A 15442-nucleotide genomic window follows, 5' to 3' on the forward strand; every position below is an offset into this window, starting at 1 on the left:
TTCATTGAGTATAAGATACAAGATTTATACTAATACATTTTGTAAAAAAGCGAGTTTCAATTGAAATTCGCTTTTTTAAATGTTGTGGATTTTAGTCAATCCTGTCTAAAAATAGAGAAATTATAGATACAGTGAAGGCTTTAAATGCTGGTTTTTACTGTCTTCAGCCTTATACCCCTTGTATTCGCTTACATAAAGTATTATAATATAATTGTAGGAAAGAAGGTGTTTTTATGTTAAAAAAATATTTTTCAAAATATAAATGGACGGATTTATTTTGGATTTTATTTGTTATTTTGACCTGCCTCTATATTGGTAACCATGATTTGTTTACTCTCAATCATCAAGAAATCTCTCTTCGAGGTAGTTTCTGGGGGTCTGTACTTGCCTTATATCAATTGCTATTTATTGATAAGTTTGTTATCTCGAATCGAAAATAAATATGAGGTATATGCCTGACTGGCTACTTTTAATATTGATTTTGGAGGAAGATTTTGTCTCTATTATTTATTATTTTAAATTTATTTATCTTGTACAAGATTTATTCTTTGAGGCGGGAGAAATCGAAATACTTGATTTATACGGCCTATATCATATTTGGGGTAAATGTAGTATATGGTATTCAATGGTTATTAAAAGAACTGATTTCAAATATTTCCTCTTAATGTGTATAGAAACTCCAGTGATTTTTGCATAACAAAACGCATAAGATTAAGGTTTGAGTACCTGTTCTTATGCGTTTTTGTAATATTGAAGATTTTCGGTAAGTTTTATACCTTTGGGAAGTCTAGTTTAGAATGCTTTCCCAACCAGAATCTCAGCCTCAATAGTAATCTCTGTCAGTTGGCTCCAGTCAATCTTGCTCTGGTCAACGTGAAAGAGGAGAGGAGTCATACTGAGTAGGGCTTGGAGTTGTTCTACTGTGATAGTCTTAGTCAGAGAGGCAGTTTGGTTAGATAGGATGGTAAAGTGTTCTTGGAAATGATTTTTGATATTTTGGTTGGAATAGTCCTTGTTTGTCAGCTGGTCTTGTACCTTCTGACGGATTTCCTTGAGGTGATTTTCAGTTGGGATAACCTTGATCAAGATACCGTCTTTGGATAAAACGCGACGAAATTCTCCATAGTTGGCAGGTGAAAAGATATCTAGTAGGATATCCATGCTGGTGTCTTTTATAGGAAGACGAGCCAAGTCACCAACGAACCAATTGACTGCCCAGTTGGGTTCACTTTTAGCAGCGATTTGGACTGAATCTTTGGAGATGTCAAAGGCATAGAAAGTTTTTTCAGAGTGACTTTCTTGTAGTTTGCGAGAATAGAATCCTTCACCACAACCGATATCCAAAATTGTTGTGGTTGTTTTTGAGCTTGCAAGCAAGTCAGATACAGCATCTAAGATAGCTTGGTAAAAGCCGGCTTCTAGGATTTGTTGACGGTTTTGAAAATTTTCCTTGTCATAGTTAGCAGATTGCTTGATTTGAGGTGCTAGATTGACATAGCCAAATTTCGCCAAGTCAAAAGAATGACGGTTGCAGCACTTGAAATTAGTCTCTAACAGAGTCAGATTTTCTTGACAGATAGGACAGGCGAAGGCAGTCGCAGAAGCAAAACGCTGAAGTTTGGGTTTGAGGTTTGTATTCATAGTTTAAGTGTATCAAAAGAGGCAAATGAAAGCAACTTTAGGATGATTTGTAATAGAATTAAATAGTAGTATAATTACTTTTCAAAGTACCAAAATTAAATTGCTTTTATATCTAAATTGCTATATAATAATAGCTAGGAGGAAATAAGTATGTTAAAAGAAGTATTAACCGTTGCAAAAGTTGCGAAAAAATCTTCATTATTTTTGGGTGGTGTCGCATTTGGTACCCTTGGTTTGAAAATCTTAGCAAGTAAGGAAGCTAAAAAAGGTTATTCTAAAGCTTTGGCTAAGGCTTACAAGTTGAAAGACGAGCTAGATGCATCTGTTTCTGTTGTGAAGCAACATGGAGACGATGTCTTGCAAGATGCCAAATATTTGTACGAGCAAGAGAAAAAAGAAGAGCAATTAGATAGCCTTATAGGTGAATAATATGTCTTTTAAAGTGCTACATAGAGGATACCAACATATCCGACTATCATCTTCTTTTTCACTTACCTTGGATATTCAAGACTATCTTCGTTCCTTGGCGAGAGATGAAAAGGGGATTGAGTCTATCCAGTTTTACATGGATCAACAGCACTTTACTCTACGCATAAAAGAAGGCTTTTCTGTATTAGATAATGCAGAAGCCTTTTTAAAAAGAATTGATAAAGGGAAAGTTTCTGAGTTGATGACTCTTCCCATTCGTAGAGAAGAGAGTGCTTATTCTATTGTTTCAGGTGCAGCGGTTAAGCGTGTACTTTTTCGTAGTTTTGTGCCGTATCCTATTCGCTATATATGGACTTGTTATCAGGCTTTGGGTTATATTAGAGAAGCCTATCAAACACTAGCGCGTAAGGAACTAACGATGGAAGTCTTGGACTGTTCGGCTATTTTATTGTCTTTGTTTATGAACCAATCAAAGACAGCTAGCAATATCATGTTTATGCTTGATTTGGGGAATCATTTAGATCAGTGGTCCTTGAAAAAAACTGCAACAGATTTAGAACAGAGTCTTCTTGCAAAAGAGAGCGATGTATTCCTAGTACAGGGGGATACGGTTGTTAGTATCAAGAGTTCCGATGTTCAAATAGGAGATGTCTTGGTCCTATCTCAAGGAAATGAAATTCTGTTTGATGGACAAGTAGTTTCAGGTTTAGGTATGGTCAACGAAAGTTCCTTGACGGGAGAGAGTTTTCCAGTTGAAAAAAGAGAGTCTGATTTGGTTTGTGCAAATACAGTATTAGAAACTGGAGAGTTGCGCATTCGTGTAACCGATAATCAGATGAACAGCCGGATTTTACAACTGATTGAGTTGATGAAGAAATCTGAAGAAAACAAGAAAACGAAACAACGCTATTTCATCAAAATGGCGGACAAGGTCGTCAAATATAATTTCTTGGGGGCTGGGCTGACTTACCTATTAACAGGTTCTTTTTCTAAGGCTATTTCTTTCCTATTGGTCGATTTCTCCTGCGCTTTGAAAATCTCTACTCCTGTAGCTTATTTGACAGCTATCAAGGAGGGGTTGAACCGTGAAATGGTGATTAAGGATGGAGATGTTCTGGAGAAATATCTGGAAGTTGATACTTTCTTGTTTGATAAGACGGGAACAATCACAACTAGTTATCCTATAGTTGAAAAGGTGTTACCTTTTGGGGACTATAGTGAGGAAGATATTCTCAGAATCAGTGCCTGTCTTGAGGAACACATTTATCATCCTATTGCTAATGCCATCGTCAAGCAAGCCGAGATAGAGGGGATTGAACATGAGGAAATGCATGGGAAACTCCAATATATCGCAAGCAAGGGGATCAAATCTCATATCGATGGCCAACCAGTTCTTATTGGGAATTATGTCTTGATGCAGGATGAGCAGATTCATATCAGGTTGGAACAAAATGCTTTAATTGAAGAGTACAAGAGTCACTACAATCTCTTATTCTTGGCTTATCAGAATGAATTGATTGGAATGTTCTGCATTCATACTCCTTTGAGAAAAGAAGCAAAAGCAGCCTTGGAGAAACTTAAGGCACAAGGGAAAAAATTGATTCTGGCAACAGGGGACACCTTGGTTAGGACAGAGCAATTAGTCAAAGATTTGCCCTTTGATCAGGTTTATACAGATTTGAAACCTGATGGGAAATTTGAGTTAGTAGAGGAACTGCAGAAAGCAGGTCACACTATTTTGATGGTTGGAGATGGATTGAATGACTCAGCGGCTCTAACCCTATCAGATATCGGTGTGGTGATGAATGAGAGTGCAGATATTTCTAAGCAGATGAGTGATATCTTATTGTTAGATAATCGTTTGGATTTCTTCCAAGAGTTGGATTGGCTATCATCATCTTTGCAAACACTCATCAAGAAGAATATTCAAGATACCGTTGTCGTAAATAGTAGTTTGATTGGCTTTGGCTTATTTAATTGGCTCAGTCCTTCAAATCTCTCTATCTTACATAATCTAACAACCTTGCGCATTGTACTGCGTAGCCTGTCTATTAAGGGATAGGTGGGGACTATTCACAGCAAAAAGGAGTTACCTTTCTCGAGGTTAACTCCTTTGTTTATAGGTAAATGTTGAACAGTTTAGTAAGTCAATACAAAATATTTTTTCTTTCCACGACGGATAACAGTCAGTTCGTTCTCTAACTTATCTGCGTCACTCAAGACATAGTCAAGGTCTTGGATACGGTCGCCGTTGACGTAGATAGCACCGTTTTGGACGTCTTCACGGGCTTGGCGTTTTGAGTTAACCACACCAGACGAAACGAGCAGTTCCACGATATTGTGGTTTTCGTCTGCTTGAACTTGGTAGTTTGGTACACCCCGAAGTCCTTGTTTGAGCTCTTTTACAGAAAGGTTTTTGATGTTTCCTGCAAAGAGTTGTTCAGTGATGTTGAGGGCTTCTTTGTAGGCTTCTTCGCCGTGAACAAGTGTAACGACTTCACGAGCCAAGACTTTTTGTGCCAAACGTTCGTGTGGCGCTGCTTCAAATTGTTTGCGGATGTCTTCAATCTCATCAAGTGACAAGAAAGTAAAGATCTTCAAGAAGCGAACAGCGTCTGCGTCCATAACATTCATCCAGAATTGGTACATTTCGTATGGAGAAGTCTTTTCAGGATTGAGCCAGACGGCATTTCCTTCTGATTTACCAAATTTCTTACCAGTTGCATCTGTGATCAATGGAACAGTGATAACGTGGCCAGTCTTGTCAGCCTTACGACGAAGCAATTCTGTACCAGCTGTCATATTTCCCCACTGGTCAGAACCACCGATTTGAAGAGTGACATTGTGGTCTTGGTTAAGGACGAAGAAGTCGTACCCTTGCATGATTTGGTAAGCGAACTCAGTGTAAGAAATCCCTGTTTCAATCCGTTTTTTCACAGACTCCTTACTCATCATGTAGTTGACAGTGAAGTATTTTCCGATGTCACGGAGGAAGTCAATGAAGCTGATGCTGCCAAACCAGTCGTAGTTGTTGACCATGACAGCTTTATTTTCACCATTTTCAAAGTCAAGAAAACGAGAAAGTTGTCCTTGGATAGACTTGACCCAGCCATCTACTGTGTCTTTTGTTTGGAGACTACGTTCAGCATCTTTGAAGGACGGATCTCCGATGAGACCTGTAGCACCGCCAACGAGCGCATAAGGTTTGTGACCTGCTAGTTGCAAGCGACGACTTGTCAAGATTGCGACAAGGTGGCCTAGGTGAAGGCTGTCAGCAGTTGGATCGTAGCCAGTATAATAAGAAACTTGACCTTCTTCTAGGGCTTTACGCAAAGCTTCTTCATCAGTCGTTTGAAAAATCAAACCACGCTCTTTTAGCTCATCAAAAATGTGCATGTGTCTTTTCTCCTTTTTAAAATTATTGTTTCTACCTATTGTATCACAAACTTGGGCAATAGCCTAGCAGAATAGGGAAGAAAATGGCTATTTTATTGAAAGTTTCCCTTTTATGGTATAATAGATAAAGTGAGGAAATCCATGCAAAATCAATTAAATGAATTAAAACAGAAAATGCTGGAATTTTTCCAGCAAAAACAAAAACATAAAAAATCAGCTAGACCTGGAAAGAAAGGTTCGAGTACCAAAAAATCTAAAACCTTAGATAGGCCAGCCATTTTTCCAGCTATTTTACTGAGTATAAAAGCCTTATTTAACTTACTCTTTGTGCTTGGTTTTCTAGGAGGAATGTTGGGAGCCGGGATTGCTTTGGGGTACGGAGTGGCCTTATTTGACAAGGTTCGGGTGCCTCAGACAGAAGAATTAGTGAATCAGGTCAAGGACATCTCTTCTATTTCAGAGATTACCTATTCGGACGGGACGGTGATTGCTTCCATAGAGAGTGATTTGTTGCGCACTTCTATCTCATCTGAGCAAATTTCGGAAAATCTGAAGAAGGCTATCATTGCGACGGAAGATGAACACTTTAAAGAACATAAGGGTGTAGTACCCAAGGCGGTGATTCGTGCGACCTTGGGGAAATTTGTAGGTTTGGGTTCCTCTAGTGGGGGTTCAACCTTGACCCAGCAACTGATTAAACAGCAGGTGGTTGGGGATGCGCCGACCTTGGCTCGTAAGGCGACAGAGATTGTGGATGCTCTTGCCTTGGAACGCGCCATGAATAAGGATGAGATTTTAACGACCTATCTCAATGTGGCTCCCTTTGGCCGAAATAATAAGGGACAGAATATTGCAGGGGCTCAGCAGGCAGCTGAGGGGATTTTCGGTGTAGATGCCAGTCAGTTGACTGTTCCTCAAGCAGCATTTTTAGCAGGACTTCCACAGAGTCCCATTACTTACTCTCCTTATGAAAATACTGGGGAGTTGAAGAGTGATGAAGACCTAGAAATTGGCTTAAGACGGGCTAAGGCAGTTCTTTACAGTATGTATCGTACAGGTGCCTTAAGCAAAGACGAGTATTCTCAGTACAAGGATTATGACCTTAAACAGGACTTTTTACCATCGGGCACGGTTACAGGAATTTCACGAGACTATTTATACTTTACAACTTTGGCAGAAGCTCAAGAACGTATGTATGACTATCTAGCTCAGAGAGATAATGTCTCCGCTAAGGAGTTGAAAAATGAGGCAACTCAGAAGTTTTATCGAGATTTGGCAGCCAAGGAAATTGAAAATGGTGGTTATAAGATTACTACTACCATAGATCAGAAAATTCATTCTGTCATGCAAAATGCGGTTGCTGATTATGGCTATCTTTTAGACGATGGAACAGGTCGTGTAGAAGTAGGGAATGTCTTGATGGACAACCAAACAGGTGCTATTCTAGGCTTTGTAGGTGGTCGTAATTATCAAGAAAATCAAAATAATCATGCCTTTGATACCAAACGTTCGCCAGCTTCTACTACCAAGCCCTTGCTGGCCTACGGTATTGCTATTGACCAGGGCTTGATGGGAAGTGAAACGATTCTATCTAACTATCCAACAAACTTTGCTAATGGCAATCCGATTATGTATGCTAATAGCAAGGGAACAGGAATGATGACCTTGGGAGAAGCTCTGAACTATTCATGGAATATCCCTGCTTACTGGACCTATCGTATGCTCCGTGAAAAGGGTGTTGATGTCAAGGGTTATATGGAAAAGATGGGTTACGAGATTCCTGAGTACGGTATTGAGAGCCTGCCAATGGGTGGTGGTATTGAAGTCACAGTTGCCCAGCATACCAATGGCTATCAGACCTTAGCTAATAATGGAGTTTATCATCAGAAGCATGTGATTTCAAAGATTGAAGCAGCAGATGGTAGAGTGGTGTATGAGTATCAGGATAAACCGGTTCAAGTCTATTCAAAAGCTACTGCGACGATTATGCAGGGATTGCTGCGAGAAGTTCTATCCTCTCGTGTGACAACAACCTTCAAGACGAATCTGACTGCTTTAAATCCTACTCTGGCTAATGCAGATTGGATTGGGAAGACTGGTACAACCAACCAAGACGAAAATATGTGGCTCATGCTTTCGACACCTAGATTAACCCTAGGTGGCTGGATTGGGCATGATGATAATCATTCATTGTCACGTAGAGCAGGTTATTCCAATAACTCTAATTACATGGCTCATCTAGTAAATGCGATTCAGCAAGCCTCCCCAAGCATTTGGGGGAACGAGCGCTTTGCTTTAGATCCTAGTGTAGTGAAATCGGAAGTCTTGAAATCAACAGGTCAAAAACCAGGGAAGGTTTCTGTCGAAGGAAAAGAGGTAGATGTTACAGGTTCGACTGTTACCAGCTATTGGGCTAATAAGACAGGAGCGCCAACGACTAGTTATCGCTTTGCTATTGGTGGAAGTGATGCGGATTATCAGAATGCTTGGTCTAGCATCGTGGGGAGTCTACCAACTCCATCAAGCTCCAGCAGCTCAAGTAGTAGTTCTAGCGATAGCAGTAACTCAACTACTACACGACCTTCTTCTTCAAGGGCGAGACGATAATTCTCTAAATGAAGTGGCCAATCAATGGATTGCCACTTTTTTCCTTTCATGTTACAATAAAGGTATGAATCAGTATCAGAAAAAGATTGTTAAAGGAACCATTTATTCGCTCCTATCCGGCTTAATCTGGGGAATCTGTGGGATTTTAGGAGAATATTTCTTCACCCATTACCAGGTATCTTCTGGCTGGATTACCTCTATGCGATTGACACTAGCAGGGAGTCTTGTACTCATTTGGTCTGCAATACAATTAAAATCGCAAGTGCTAGATATTTGGCGAGACAAGAAAAATTACCTACCCTTTTTGGCCTATGCTATTTTGGGGATTTTTTCAGTCCAGTATTTTTTCTATCTCTGTGTAGAATACTCAAATGCAGCGACAGCGACTATTTTACAGTTTATCAGTCCTGTCTTTATCCTCTTTTACAATCGCTTGGTTTATCAAAAACGAGCGTCAAAAAGTGCTATTTTCTATGTTTTGATTGCTATGCTGGGTGTTTGCTTGATGGCGACAAAGGGAGATTTCTCTCAGTTATCCATGACACCACTAGCCCTTGTGACGGGCTTACTGAGTGCTATGGGTGTTATGTTTAATGTTATCTTGCCCCAGCCTTTTGCGAAGCGCTATGGTTTTGTACCCACGGTTGGGTGGGGGATGATTTTGGCAGGTTTATTTAGCAATGTCCTCTCACCGGTTTATCAGCTTTCCTTTATTCTTGATATTTGGAGTATCTTGATTTGTCTCATTATCGCTTTCTTTGGGACGGCTTTTGCTTTTTTTATTTCCATGAAGGCGGTGTCCTTGGTTTCTCCTTTGGTGGTTTCCGTTATCAGTGCCAGTGAACCTCTCTCTTCTGCTCTCTTGAGTGTTTTGTTCTTAGGCCTGGTAGTGGATTGGTCACTCCTTCTAGCGATGGCCTTGATTATTTTACCCATGATATTTTTGTCTATAGAAGAAGCGAAAGAAAGTAGATAAAAAGTCTTTTCTTAATTCTAAAAGTGTGCTATACTAGAATAGTCAATAAAACACGGGGAGATAGTTGTGAAGAGTGTTTTTAGGTTGTATCGGTAGGAGTTTGCTTTTACCGACAGCACGTTTTATCTCACATCCCTAAAAAATCATACCTAAAAACAGACAAAAAGGCTTCAAATTTGAGGCTTTTTTTGGTAGAATAGTTATCATTATAAAGAATGAGAGGTTTTTTTATGACTGCTACAAAAATGAATGCTCAAGAAATTATCCAATTTATCGCTAATGCTGAGAAGAAAACCAGTGTGAAAGTAACTTTTGAGGGACAACTCGCAACTGCTGTACCTAGCTCAGTTGTTAAACTAGGGAATGTTTTATTTGGAGACTGGAAGGACGTGGCTCCGCTTCTCAATGGTTTGGTAGAAAATCAAGACTATGTTGTTGAGCAAGATGCTCGCAATTCTGCAGTTCCTTTGCTAGATAAACGTGCTATCAACGCTCGTATCGAGCCAGGCGCTATTATCCGTGACCAGGTAGAAATTGGTGACAATGCTGTTATCATGATGGGAGCGGTTATCAATATCGGTGCTGAAATCGGTGCAGGAACCATGATTGACATGGGGGCTATCCTTGGTGGCCGTGCCATCGTTGGGAAAAACAGCCACGTTGGTGCAGGTGCAGTTTTAGCAGGTGTGATTGAGCCAGCTAGCGCAGAACCAGTCCGTGTTGGAGACAATGTTCTTATCGGTGCCAATGCAGTGGTTATCGAAGGAGTCCAAATCGGTAGTGGTTCAGTTGTCGCAGCAGGAGCTATCGTTACCCAAGATGTTCCAGAAAATGTAGTAGTAGCAGGTGTTCCAGCTCGAATTATCAAAGAGATTGATGCCCAAACTCAACAAAAAACAGCGCTAGAAGATGCGCTTCGTACCTTGTAATTGTAAAAGAAAAATAGAGGCGGAACCCTTTTCCAGCCTCTTTCTGCTATATGGGAGGATAGATAGATGTTAGATTTGATTCAGATTAGACGAGATTTGCACCAGATTCCAGAGATTGGCTTGGAGGAGATCAAAACTCATGCTTATTTGCTGGATGTGATTGAGAAATTGACTGCGGGCAAGGAGTTTGTTCAAGTTCGTACTTGGCGGACAGGTATTTTGGTTTACTTGCAGGGAAGTCAGCCAGAGCGTACTATTGGTTGGCGGACGGATATTGATGGTCTGCCTATCGTTGAACAAACAGGACTTCCTTTTGCTTCTCAGCATCAAGGTCGCATGCACGCTTGTGGACATGATTTCCACATGACCATTGCCTTGGGCTGTCTTGAGCGAGCCCTTGAGGAGCAACCTAAAAATAATTTGCTCTTTCTGTTTCAGCCTGCTGAAGAAAATGAAGCTGGTGGCATGCTCATGTATGAGGATGGCGCTTTTGGAGACTGGTTGCCAGACCAGTTTTATGGGCTTCATGTTCGACCAGATTTGAAGGTTGGTCAGATTGCGACCAATACTCATACACTCTTTGCAGGAACTTGCGAGGTGAAGATCCGTTTCAAAGGCAAAGGAGGACACGCAGCCTTTCCACATGAAGCTAATGACGCCTTGGTGGCAGCTAGTTACTTTGTGACCCAGGTGCAGTCAGTTGTCAGCCGCAATGTCAACCCAATCGAGGGAGCGGTGGTGACCTTTGGAGTTTTCCAAGCTGGAACAACCAACAATGTTATCACAGATACAGCCTTTTTGCATGGAACTATTCGGGCCTTGACTCAGGACATGAGTCTCTTGGTACAAAAGCGGGTCAAAACAGTTGCAGAAGGAGTTGCAGCTGCCTTTGATATGGAAGTCGAAGTGGAACTCAAACAAGGTGGATACCTACCTGTTGAGAACCATCCAGCCTTGGCGCGTGAACTAATGGACTTTTTTGAAGAAAAAGACGGAATCGAGTTGATTGATATCGAGCCTGCTATGACTGGTGAGGACTTTGGTTATCTCCTTTCGAAGGTAGATGGCGTGATGTTTTGGCTGGGTATCGATAGTCCCTACGCCCTTCATCACCCTCAGATGGCTCCTAAGGAAGAAGCATTAGCTATTGGGGTGGATGCGGTCTCTAGTTTCCTGAAAAAGAAGGCAGCAGAGTAGAGGGGTTGTCTATGAAATCGGAACTACGCAAGCAAGTCTTGCAAGAAATGAAGGCTATATCTCAAGAGCAAAAACAGGCTATAGAGCAAGCTTTAACCGAGCGGCTTTTACACCATCCCTTCTACCAAGAAGCCAAGGTCATCGCAACCTATCTCTCTTTTCCGCATGAGTTTCAAACGCAGGGATTGATTGAGCAGGCGCTGAGGGACGGCAAGAAGGTTCTGATACCCAAAACCTATTCCAAGGGGCGCATGGACTTTGTGGTCTATGATCTGCAACAACTGGTCAAAACTTCCTTTGACTTACTGGAACCACAGGGAAATTTGGAAGTGGTAGATGCCTCTCAGATTGATTTGATTCATGTCCCAGGGCTGGCTTTTACGATGGAAGGCTATCGGATTGGCTATGGCGGAGGTTATTATGACCGCTATCTGGAACAGTTTACTGGTCATACTTTGAGTACGGTTTATCATTATCAAGTTCAGGACTTTATCCCTGAAAACCATGATATTCCTGTTCAGGAGGTTCTGATTGATGAAGGAAATCTTTGATAGGCGTTACCCTGTGACGAGTTTCTTTCTTTTAGTGACGGCCGTGGTATTTCTACTAATGTTGGTAACTACAGGAGGAAACTTTGACAGGGCGGATACTCTATTTCGATTTGGAGCCATGTATGGGCCTGCCATTCGCCTCTTTCCCGAGCAAATTTGGCGTCTCTTTTCGGCTATTTTTGTTCATATTGGGTGGGAGCATTTCATTGTTAATATGCTTTCACTTTATTATCTTGGAAGGCAGGTAGAGGAGATTTTCGGTTCTAAGCAGTTTTTCTTTCTCTATCTTTTATCAGGAATGATGGGCAATCTCTTTGTTTTTGTATTTAGTCCCAAATCCTTAGCAGCAGGTGCATCCACCTCTCTTTATGGTCTATTTGCCGCGATTATCATTCTTCGCTATGCAACTCGTAATCCTTATATCCAACAGCTAGGACAGTCTTATCTGACACTTTTTGTGATTAACATTATTGGAAGTGTTCTGATTCCAGGAATCAGCCTAGCAGGCCATATCGGAGGTGCAGTTGGTGGTGCATTTCTAGCAATTATCTTTCCAGTTAGAGGAGAAAGACGGATGTATAGTGCTAGTCAGAGACTGGTAGCGTTAGTCTTGTTCGTAGGACTCGCAGTCTTACTTCTCTACAAGGGAATGGGATGAAAATTTGTGGAATGAAAAAAGATAAGGCATTTTTTGAACCTTATCTTTTTTTATTTTATACTCAATGAAAATCAAAGAACAAACTAGGAAGCTAACCGCAGGCTATACTTGAGTACGGCAAGGTGAAGCTAACGTGGTTTGAAGAGATTTTCGAAGAGTATTATTCCTTCTCAGCCAATTCTTTTCCCAGTTGGATGAGGTAATCTTTTAAGTCATCTTTGACTTGTGGATGTTTGAGGGCGTAGTCAATAGATGTTTTCATAAATCCAAACTTATCCCCAACGTCGTAACGAGCTCCTGTAAATTCACGGGCAAAAACACGCTGTGTTTTATTGAGCGTATCAATAGCATCAGTAAGTTGGATTTCATTTCCAGCACCAGGAGCTTGCTTTTCGAGGATATCAAAAATCTCAGGTGTGAGTAGATAGCGACCGATGATTGCAAAATCACTTGGTGCATCTTCGGTCGCTGGTTTTTCAACGAAAGTTTCAACGCTATAGAGTCCGTTGATTCCTTCACCTTGAGGAGCAATGACTCCATATGATGAAACGTCTTCGTGTGGTACGGGCATGACAGCAATGGTTGATGCGTGTGTCCGCTCGTAATCCTTCATCAGTTGTTTTGTCAAAGGAACGGCATTCTCATCTGTGATGTCCATAAGGTCATCGCCCAGCATAACAACGAAGGGCTCATTCCCCACAAAAGCTTTGGCTTGTAGGACAGCATCTCCAAGACCACGAGGGTGAGTTTGGCGGATGAAATGAAGGCGCATGCCAGTTGCTTCATCTACTAATTTTAACAGATCTGTTTTACCTTTTTCTTTGAGGTTGTACTCAAGCTCAAAATTTGAATCAAAGTGGTCCTCAATAGAACGTTTTGACTTACCAGTGACAACCAGAATATCTTCAATACCTGATTTGAGAGCCTCTTCCACGATAAACTGGATAGTTGGTTTGTCTACAATTGGCAACATTTCTTTGGCAAGGGCCTTGGTTGCTGGTAAAAATCGAGTTCCTAGTCCAGCGGCAGGAATGACTGCTTTTCTAACTTTCAGTGCCATAAGAATCCTTTCTCTAGAGGGTTAAGACCACTCATTTTCTGCTTTAAATTCATTGTTCATGATGTCATAAATGGCATCTTTGATATTGGTTCCGTGGTAGATAACTTGGTAAATGGCTTGTGTAATGGGCATATAGACTCCAAGTTCTTGCGCTAGTTCATAGGCTGCTCGGGTCGTTGAAATTCCTTCAATCACCATGCCCATATTGGCTTCGATATCAGCTAGAGATTCTCCACGACCAAGGGCATCTCCAGCTCTCCAGTTACGAGAGTGGATGGAGGTTCCCGTTACGATCAAGTCTCCTACACCAGACAAGCCACTATAGGTCAATGGACTAGCCCCGAGTGCCACCCCTAGGCGGGTAATTTCTGCCAAGCCTCGAGCGATGATGGCTGCCTTGGCATTGTCACCAAATCCCAAACCATGTAAAGCTCCGGCACCGACAGCGATAATATTTTTAAGAGCACCAGCGGTTTCGACCCCGATAACATCCGTATTGGTATAAAGTCGGAAGTAGTGATTACTAAATAGCTCCTGAACGTATTGAGCTGTGTGTAAATCTTTAGAAGCAGCAGTGATTAAAGTCAGGTCACGCACAATGGTCTCTTCTGCATGACTAGGACCTGAAACAACGACAATATCACTGCGGAGATGTTCAGGAATTTCTTCTTCAAGGATGGTTGATAATCGTTTATGGCTATCAGGTTCTAATCCCTTTGATGCGTGCATGATGATAACCTTATGGTCCAAGGTTTGTGCAACTTGTTGGGCAACAAGTCGTGTCACTTTTGTTGGGACAACAAACAAAATCGCATCCACATCTCTCAGTGCCTCTGCTAAGTCGGTGTAGGCAATGATATTTTCATCTAGAACGACATCTTTAAAGTAGTGCTTGTTAGTATGATAGGTATTAATTTCATTGATTTGTTCGGGAAGATTTCCCCAAATACGTACCTCGTGTCCATTGTCATTTAAGACTTGTGAAAGGGCAGTTCCCCAGGAACCAGGCCCCAAGACGGCGACGGTTTGTTTTTTCATGATTTCCTCCTTAATAGAGTCCTTTCCATTATTCTATCATATTCTAGAGGATTTTGCACTTGCATTGCTGGGAAGTGGTGTCTTTGTGACTTCAAAAATACACAAAAACCGGGGCTAGTATTAAACTCTCAGTCTTTAGTTAAAGTGAGAAGAAATCTGATAGATAGTTTGATTCAGTATATGCTTATAATAGAGGTAAACAACTCAGGAGGTTCTTGTAGGTTGCGAGAGTTTGGCGAAAAAATTAAAAGATTACGTTTGGCTAAAAAAATCAGTCGTTCAGAATTTTGTGGTGATGAGTCTGAATTAAGTATCCGTCAATTAATTAGAATTGAAAATGGAGAATCCAGACCAACACTAACAAAGTTAAAATATATCGCTGAACGTTTGGGGGTTGAAGATTACAAGTTGATGCCAAGTTATATAGAGTTGGATAAGGAATACCTAGAATTGAAGTATTTCTTGATGAGGACTCCTACATACGAAGATGAAACTATCGCCCAAAAGAAAGAGAGTGTTTTTGCTAAGATTTTTGAAGAGTATTATGATAGGCTACCTGAGGAAGAAAGATTTATCATCCCAAATTATTCATATCTGGCACTAACGAACTACACAGTTCAAAAATTACCAGAAAAGCTAGTTGAAATACTGTCCTTCTGGTGATTTTGCTTAATTTCTGATGTTCGAGACATGATTGAGGAGATTTGTCTTGATTTTTTCCTAAAAAAGGGCAGACTCCTCCCTTGGTTTGATGCTCGATTTTTAAAATAAGGTGACTTATTCTGTTAGGCATGTTTTCCCCTGCCCTCTAGCTCTATATGGAATAGGGAGTATCAGATTTATCTGGCAGATTGTATCAAATAAGGCTTGAAATTGTTTTGAATAGGCGTATAGACTTGAGAATTTGAGAATATGTCGTCTAGCAGTAGAGACATATTTTCCGGCAATATGAAGGAAGAG

Annotated in this window: 14 protein-coding genes and 1 pseudogene; 10 read left to right on the forward strand and 5 right to left on the reverse strand. The window is 40.9% G+C overall.

Annotated features, from left to right (window positions below; genetic code table 11):
• The first annotated feature begins 233 nt into the window (after positions 1-233).
• Complete coding sequence (locus HT715_RS09855; RefSeq protein ID WP_023935359.1) at positions 234-440, forward strand: hypothetical protein; 207 nt, start codon at positions 234-236, stop codon at positions 438-440.
• Between the two features lie 352 nt (positions 441-792).
• On the opposite strand, the gene HT715_RS09860 is transcribed toward HT715_RS09855, so the two are convergent.
• Complete coding sequence (locus tag HT715_RS09860; protein ID WP_050223199.1) at positions 793-1641, reverse strand: putative RNA methyltransferase; 849 nt, start codon at positions 1639-1641, stop codon at positions 793-795.
• Positions 1642-1791: 150 nt separating this feature from the next.
• Here HT715_RS09860 and HT715_RS09865 point away from each other — a divergent pair, with 150 nt between their 5' ends.
• A complete protein-coding gene (locus tag HT715_RS09865; RefSeq protein WP_000910909.1) occupies positions 1792-2070 on the forward strand; it encodes a DUF6110 family protein in 279 nt (92 codons plus the stop codon).
• Position 2071: 1 nt separating this feature from the next.
• Entirely contained in the window at positions 2072-4132 is a 2061-nt protein-coding gene (locus HT715_RS09870; RefSeq protein WP_138707202.1) for a heavy metal translocating P-type ATPase, read from the forward strand.
• A gap of 77 nt (positions 4133-4209) precedes the next feature.
• Here HT715_RS09870 and tyrS read toward each other — a convergent pair whose 3' ends face one another.
• Positions 4210-5466: a tyrosine--tRNA ligase gene (gene tyrS / locus HT715_RS09875; protein ID WP_000546884.1), complete on the reverse strand. Its 1257-nt coding sequence runs from the start codon at positions 5464-5466 to the stop codon at positions 4210-4212.
• Positions 5467-5607: 141 nt separating this feature from the next.
• Here tyrS and pbp1b point away from each other — a divergent pair, with 141 nt between their 5' ends.
• From pbp1b to HT715_RS09905, 6 genes are all read left to right on the forward strand, one after another.
• Positions 5608-8073, forward strand: a complete 2466-nt coding sequence (gene pbp1b / locus HT715_RS09880) for a penicillin-binding protein PBP1B (protein WP_023935351.1) — start codon at positions 5608-5610, stop codon at positions 8071-8073.
• Between the two features lie 64 nt (positions 8074-8137).
• On the forward strand, positions 8138-9049 hold the full coding sequence (locus HT715_RS09885; RefSeq protein ID WP_031233407.1) for a DMT family transporter: 912 nt from the start codon (positions 8138-8140) through the stop codon (positions 9047-9049).
• Between the two features lie 230 nt (positions 9050-9279).
• Positions 9280-9978, forward strand: coding sequence for a 2,3,4,5-tetrahydropyridine-2,6-dicarboxylate N-acetyltransferase (dapD, locus tag HT715_RS09890; protein WP_138701926.1), 699 nt, complete (start codon positions 9280-9282; stop codon positions 9976-9978).
• Between the two features lie 66 nt (positions 9979-10044).
• Complete coding sequence (locus tag HT715_RS09895) at positions 10045-11175, forward strand: N-acetyldiaminopimelate deacetylase (protein WP_050302753.1); 1131 nt, start codon at positions 10045-10047, stop codon at positions 11173-11175.
• A gap of 11 nt (positions 11176-11186) precedes the next feature.
• Entirely contained in the window at positions 11187-11726 is a 540-nt protein-coding gene (locus HT715_RS09900) for a 5-formyltetrahydrofolate cyclo-ligase (RefSeq protein ID WP_023939922.1), read from the forward strand.
• The gene (locus HT715_RS09905) at positions 11710-12384 is read left to right on the forward strand and encodes a rhomboid family intramembrane serine protease (protein WP_000658506.1); all 675 of its coding nucleotides are present in this window, start codon (positions 11710-11712) and stop codon (positions 12382-12384) included. Before HT715_RS09900 ends, HT715_RS09905 begins: the two co-directional genes overlap by 17 nt.
• Positions 12385-12544: 160 nt before the next feature.
• Here the strand turns inward: HT715_RS09905 and galU are convergent, their stop codons facing one another.
• Together galU and HT715_RS09915 are read right to left on the reverse strand one after the other, a co-directional pair.
• Positions 12545-13444, reverse strand: coding sequence for a UTP--glucose-1-phosphate uridylyltransferase GalU (gene galU / locus HT715_RS09910; protein ID WP_001185620.1), 900 nt, complete (start codon positions 13442-13444; stop codon positions 12545-12547).
• A 21-nt stretch (positions 13445-13465) separates the two neighbouring features.
• Positions 13466-14482 (reverse strand): NAD(P)H-dependent glycerol-3-phosphate dehydrogenase, encoded by a 1017-nt coding sequence (locus tag HT715_RS09915; RefSeq protein ID WP_000745045.1) that lies wholly within the window; start codon positions 14480-14482, stop codon positions 13466-13468.
• A gap of 222 nt (positions 14483-14704) precedes the next feature.
• Between HT715_RS09915 and HT715_RS09920 the strand changes: the two genes are divergently transcribed.
• Positions 14705-15145: a helix-turn-helix transcriptional regulator gene (locus HT715_RS09920; protein WP_001206586.1), complete on the forward strand. Its 441-nt coding sequence runs from the start codon at positions 14705-14707 to the stop codon at positions 15143-15145.
• A 114-nt stretch (positions 15146-15259) separates the two neighbouring features.
• Here the strand turns inward: HT715_RS09920 and HT715_RS11690 are convergent.
• A pseudogene (locus tag HT715_RS11690) lies at positions 15260-15442 on the reverse strand (hypothetical protein); the annotation flags it as partial.

This window comes from Streptococcus sp. 4155, from assembly GCF_013276695.1.
Classification (GTDB): domain Bacteria; phylum Bacillota; class Bacilli; order Lactobacillales; family Streptococcaceae; genus Streptococcus; species Streptococcus pseudopneumoniae.

What these genes read in the sequence shown, in the direction of transcription:
- HT715_RS09885 (WP_031233407.1), top strand. Translation starts at nt 8,138, where the DNA reads ATGAATCAGTATCAGAAAAAGATTGTTAAAGGAACCATTTATTCGCTC.
- HT715_RS09855 (WP_023935359.1), top strand. Translation starts at nt 234, where the DNA reads ATGTTAAAAAAATATTTTTCAAAATATAAATGGACGGATTTATTTTGG.
- dapD (WP_138701926.1), top strand. Translation starts at nt 9,280, where the DNA reads ATGACTGCTACAAAAATGAATGCTCAAGAAATTATCCAATTTATCGCT.
- HT715_RS09905 (WP_000658506.1), top strand. Translation starts at nt 11,710, where the DNA reads ATGAAGGAAATCTTTGATAGGCGTTACCCTGTGACGAGTTTCTTTCTT.
- HT715_RS09895 (WP_050302753.1), top strand. Translation starts at nt 10,045, where the DNA reads ATGTTAGATTTGATTCAGATTAGACGAGATTTGCACCAGATTCCAGAG.
- pbp1b (WP_023935351.1), top strand. Translation starts at nt 5,608, where the DNA reads ATGCAAAATCAATTAAATGAATTAAAACAGAAAATGCTGGAATTTTTC.
- HT715_RS09865 (WP_000910909.1), top strand. Translation starts at nt 1,792, where the DNA reads ATGTTAAAAGAAGTATTAACCGTTGCAAAAGTTGCGAAAAAATCTTCA.
- HT715_RS09900 (WP_023939922.1), top strand. Translation starts at nt 11,187, where the DNA reads ATGAAATCGGAACTACGCAAGCAAGTCTTGCAAGAAATGAAGGCTATA.
- HT715_RS09860 (WP_050223199.1), bottom strand. Translation starts at nt 1,641, where the DNA reads ATGAATACAAACCTCAAACCCAAACTTCAGCGTTTTGCTTCTGCGACT.
- HT715_RS09915 (WP_000745045.1), bottom strand. Translation starts at nt 14,482, where the DNA reads ATGAAAAAACAAACCGTCGCCGTCTTGGGGCCTGGTTCCTGGGGAACT.
- HT715_RS09870 (WP_138707202.1), top strand. Translation starts at nt 2,072, where the DNA reads ATGTCTTTTAAAGTGCTACATAGAGGATACCAACATATCCGACTATCA.
- galU (WP_001185620.1), bottom strand. Translation starts at nt 13,444, where the DNA reads ATGGCACTGAAAGTTAGAAAAGCAGTCATTCCTGCCGCTGGACTAGGA.
- tyrS (WP_000546884.1), bottom strand. Translation starts at nt 5,466, where the DNA reads ATGCACATTTTTGATGAGCTAAAAGAGCGTGGTTTGATTTTTCAAACG.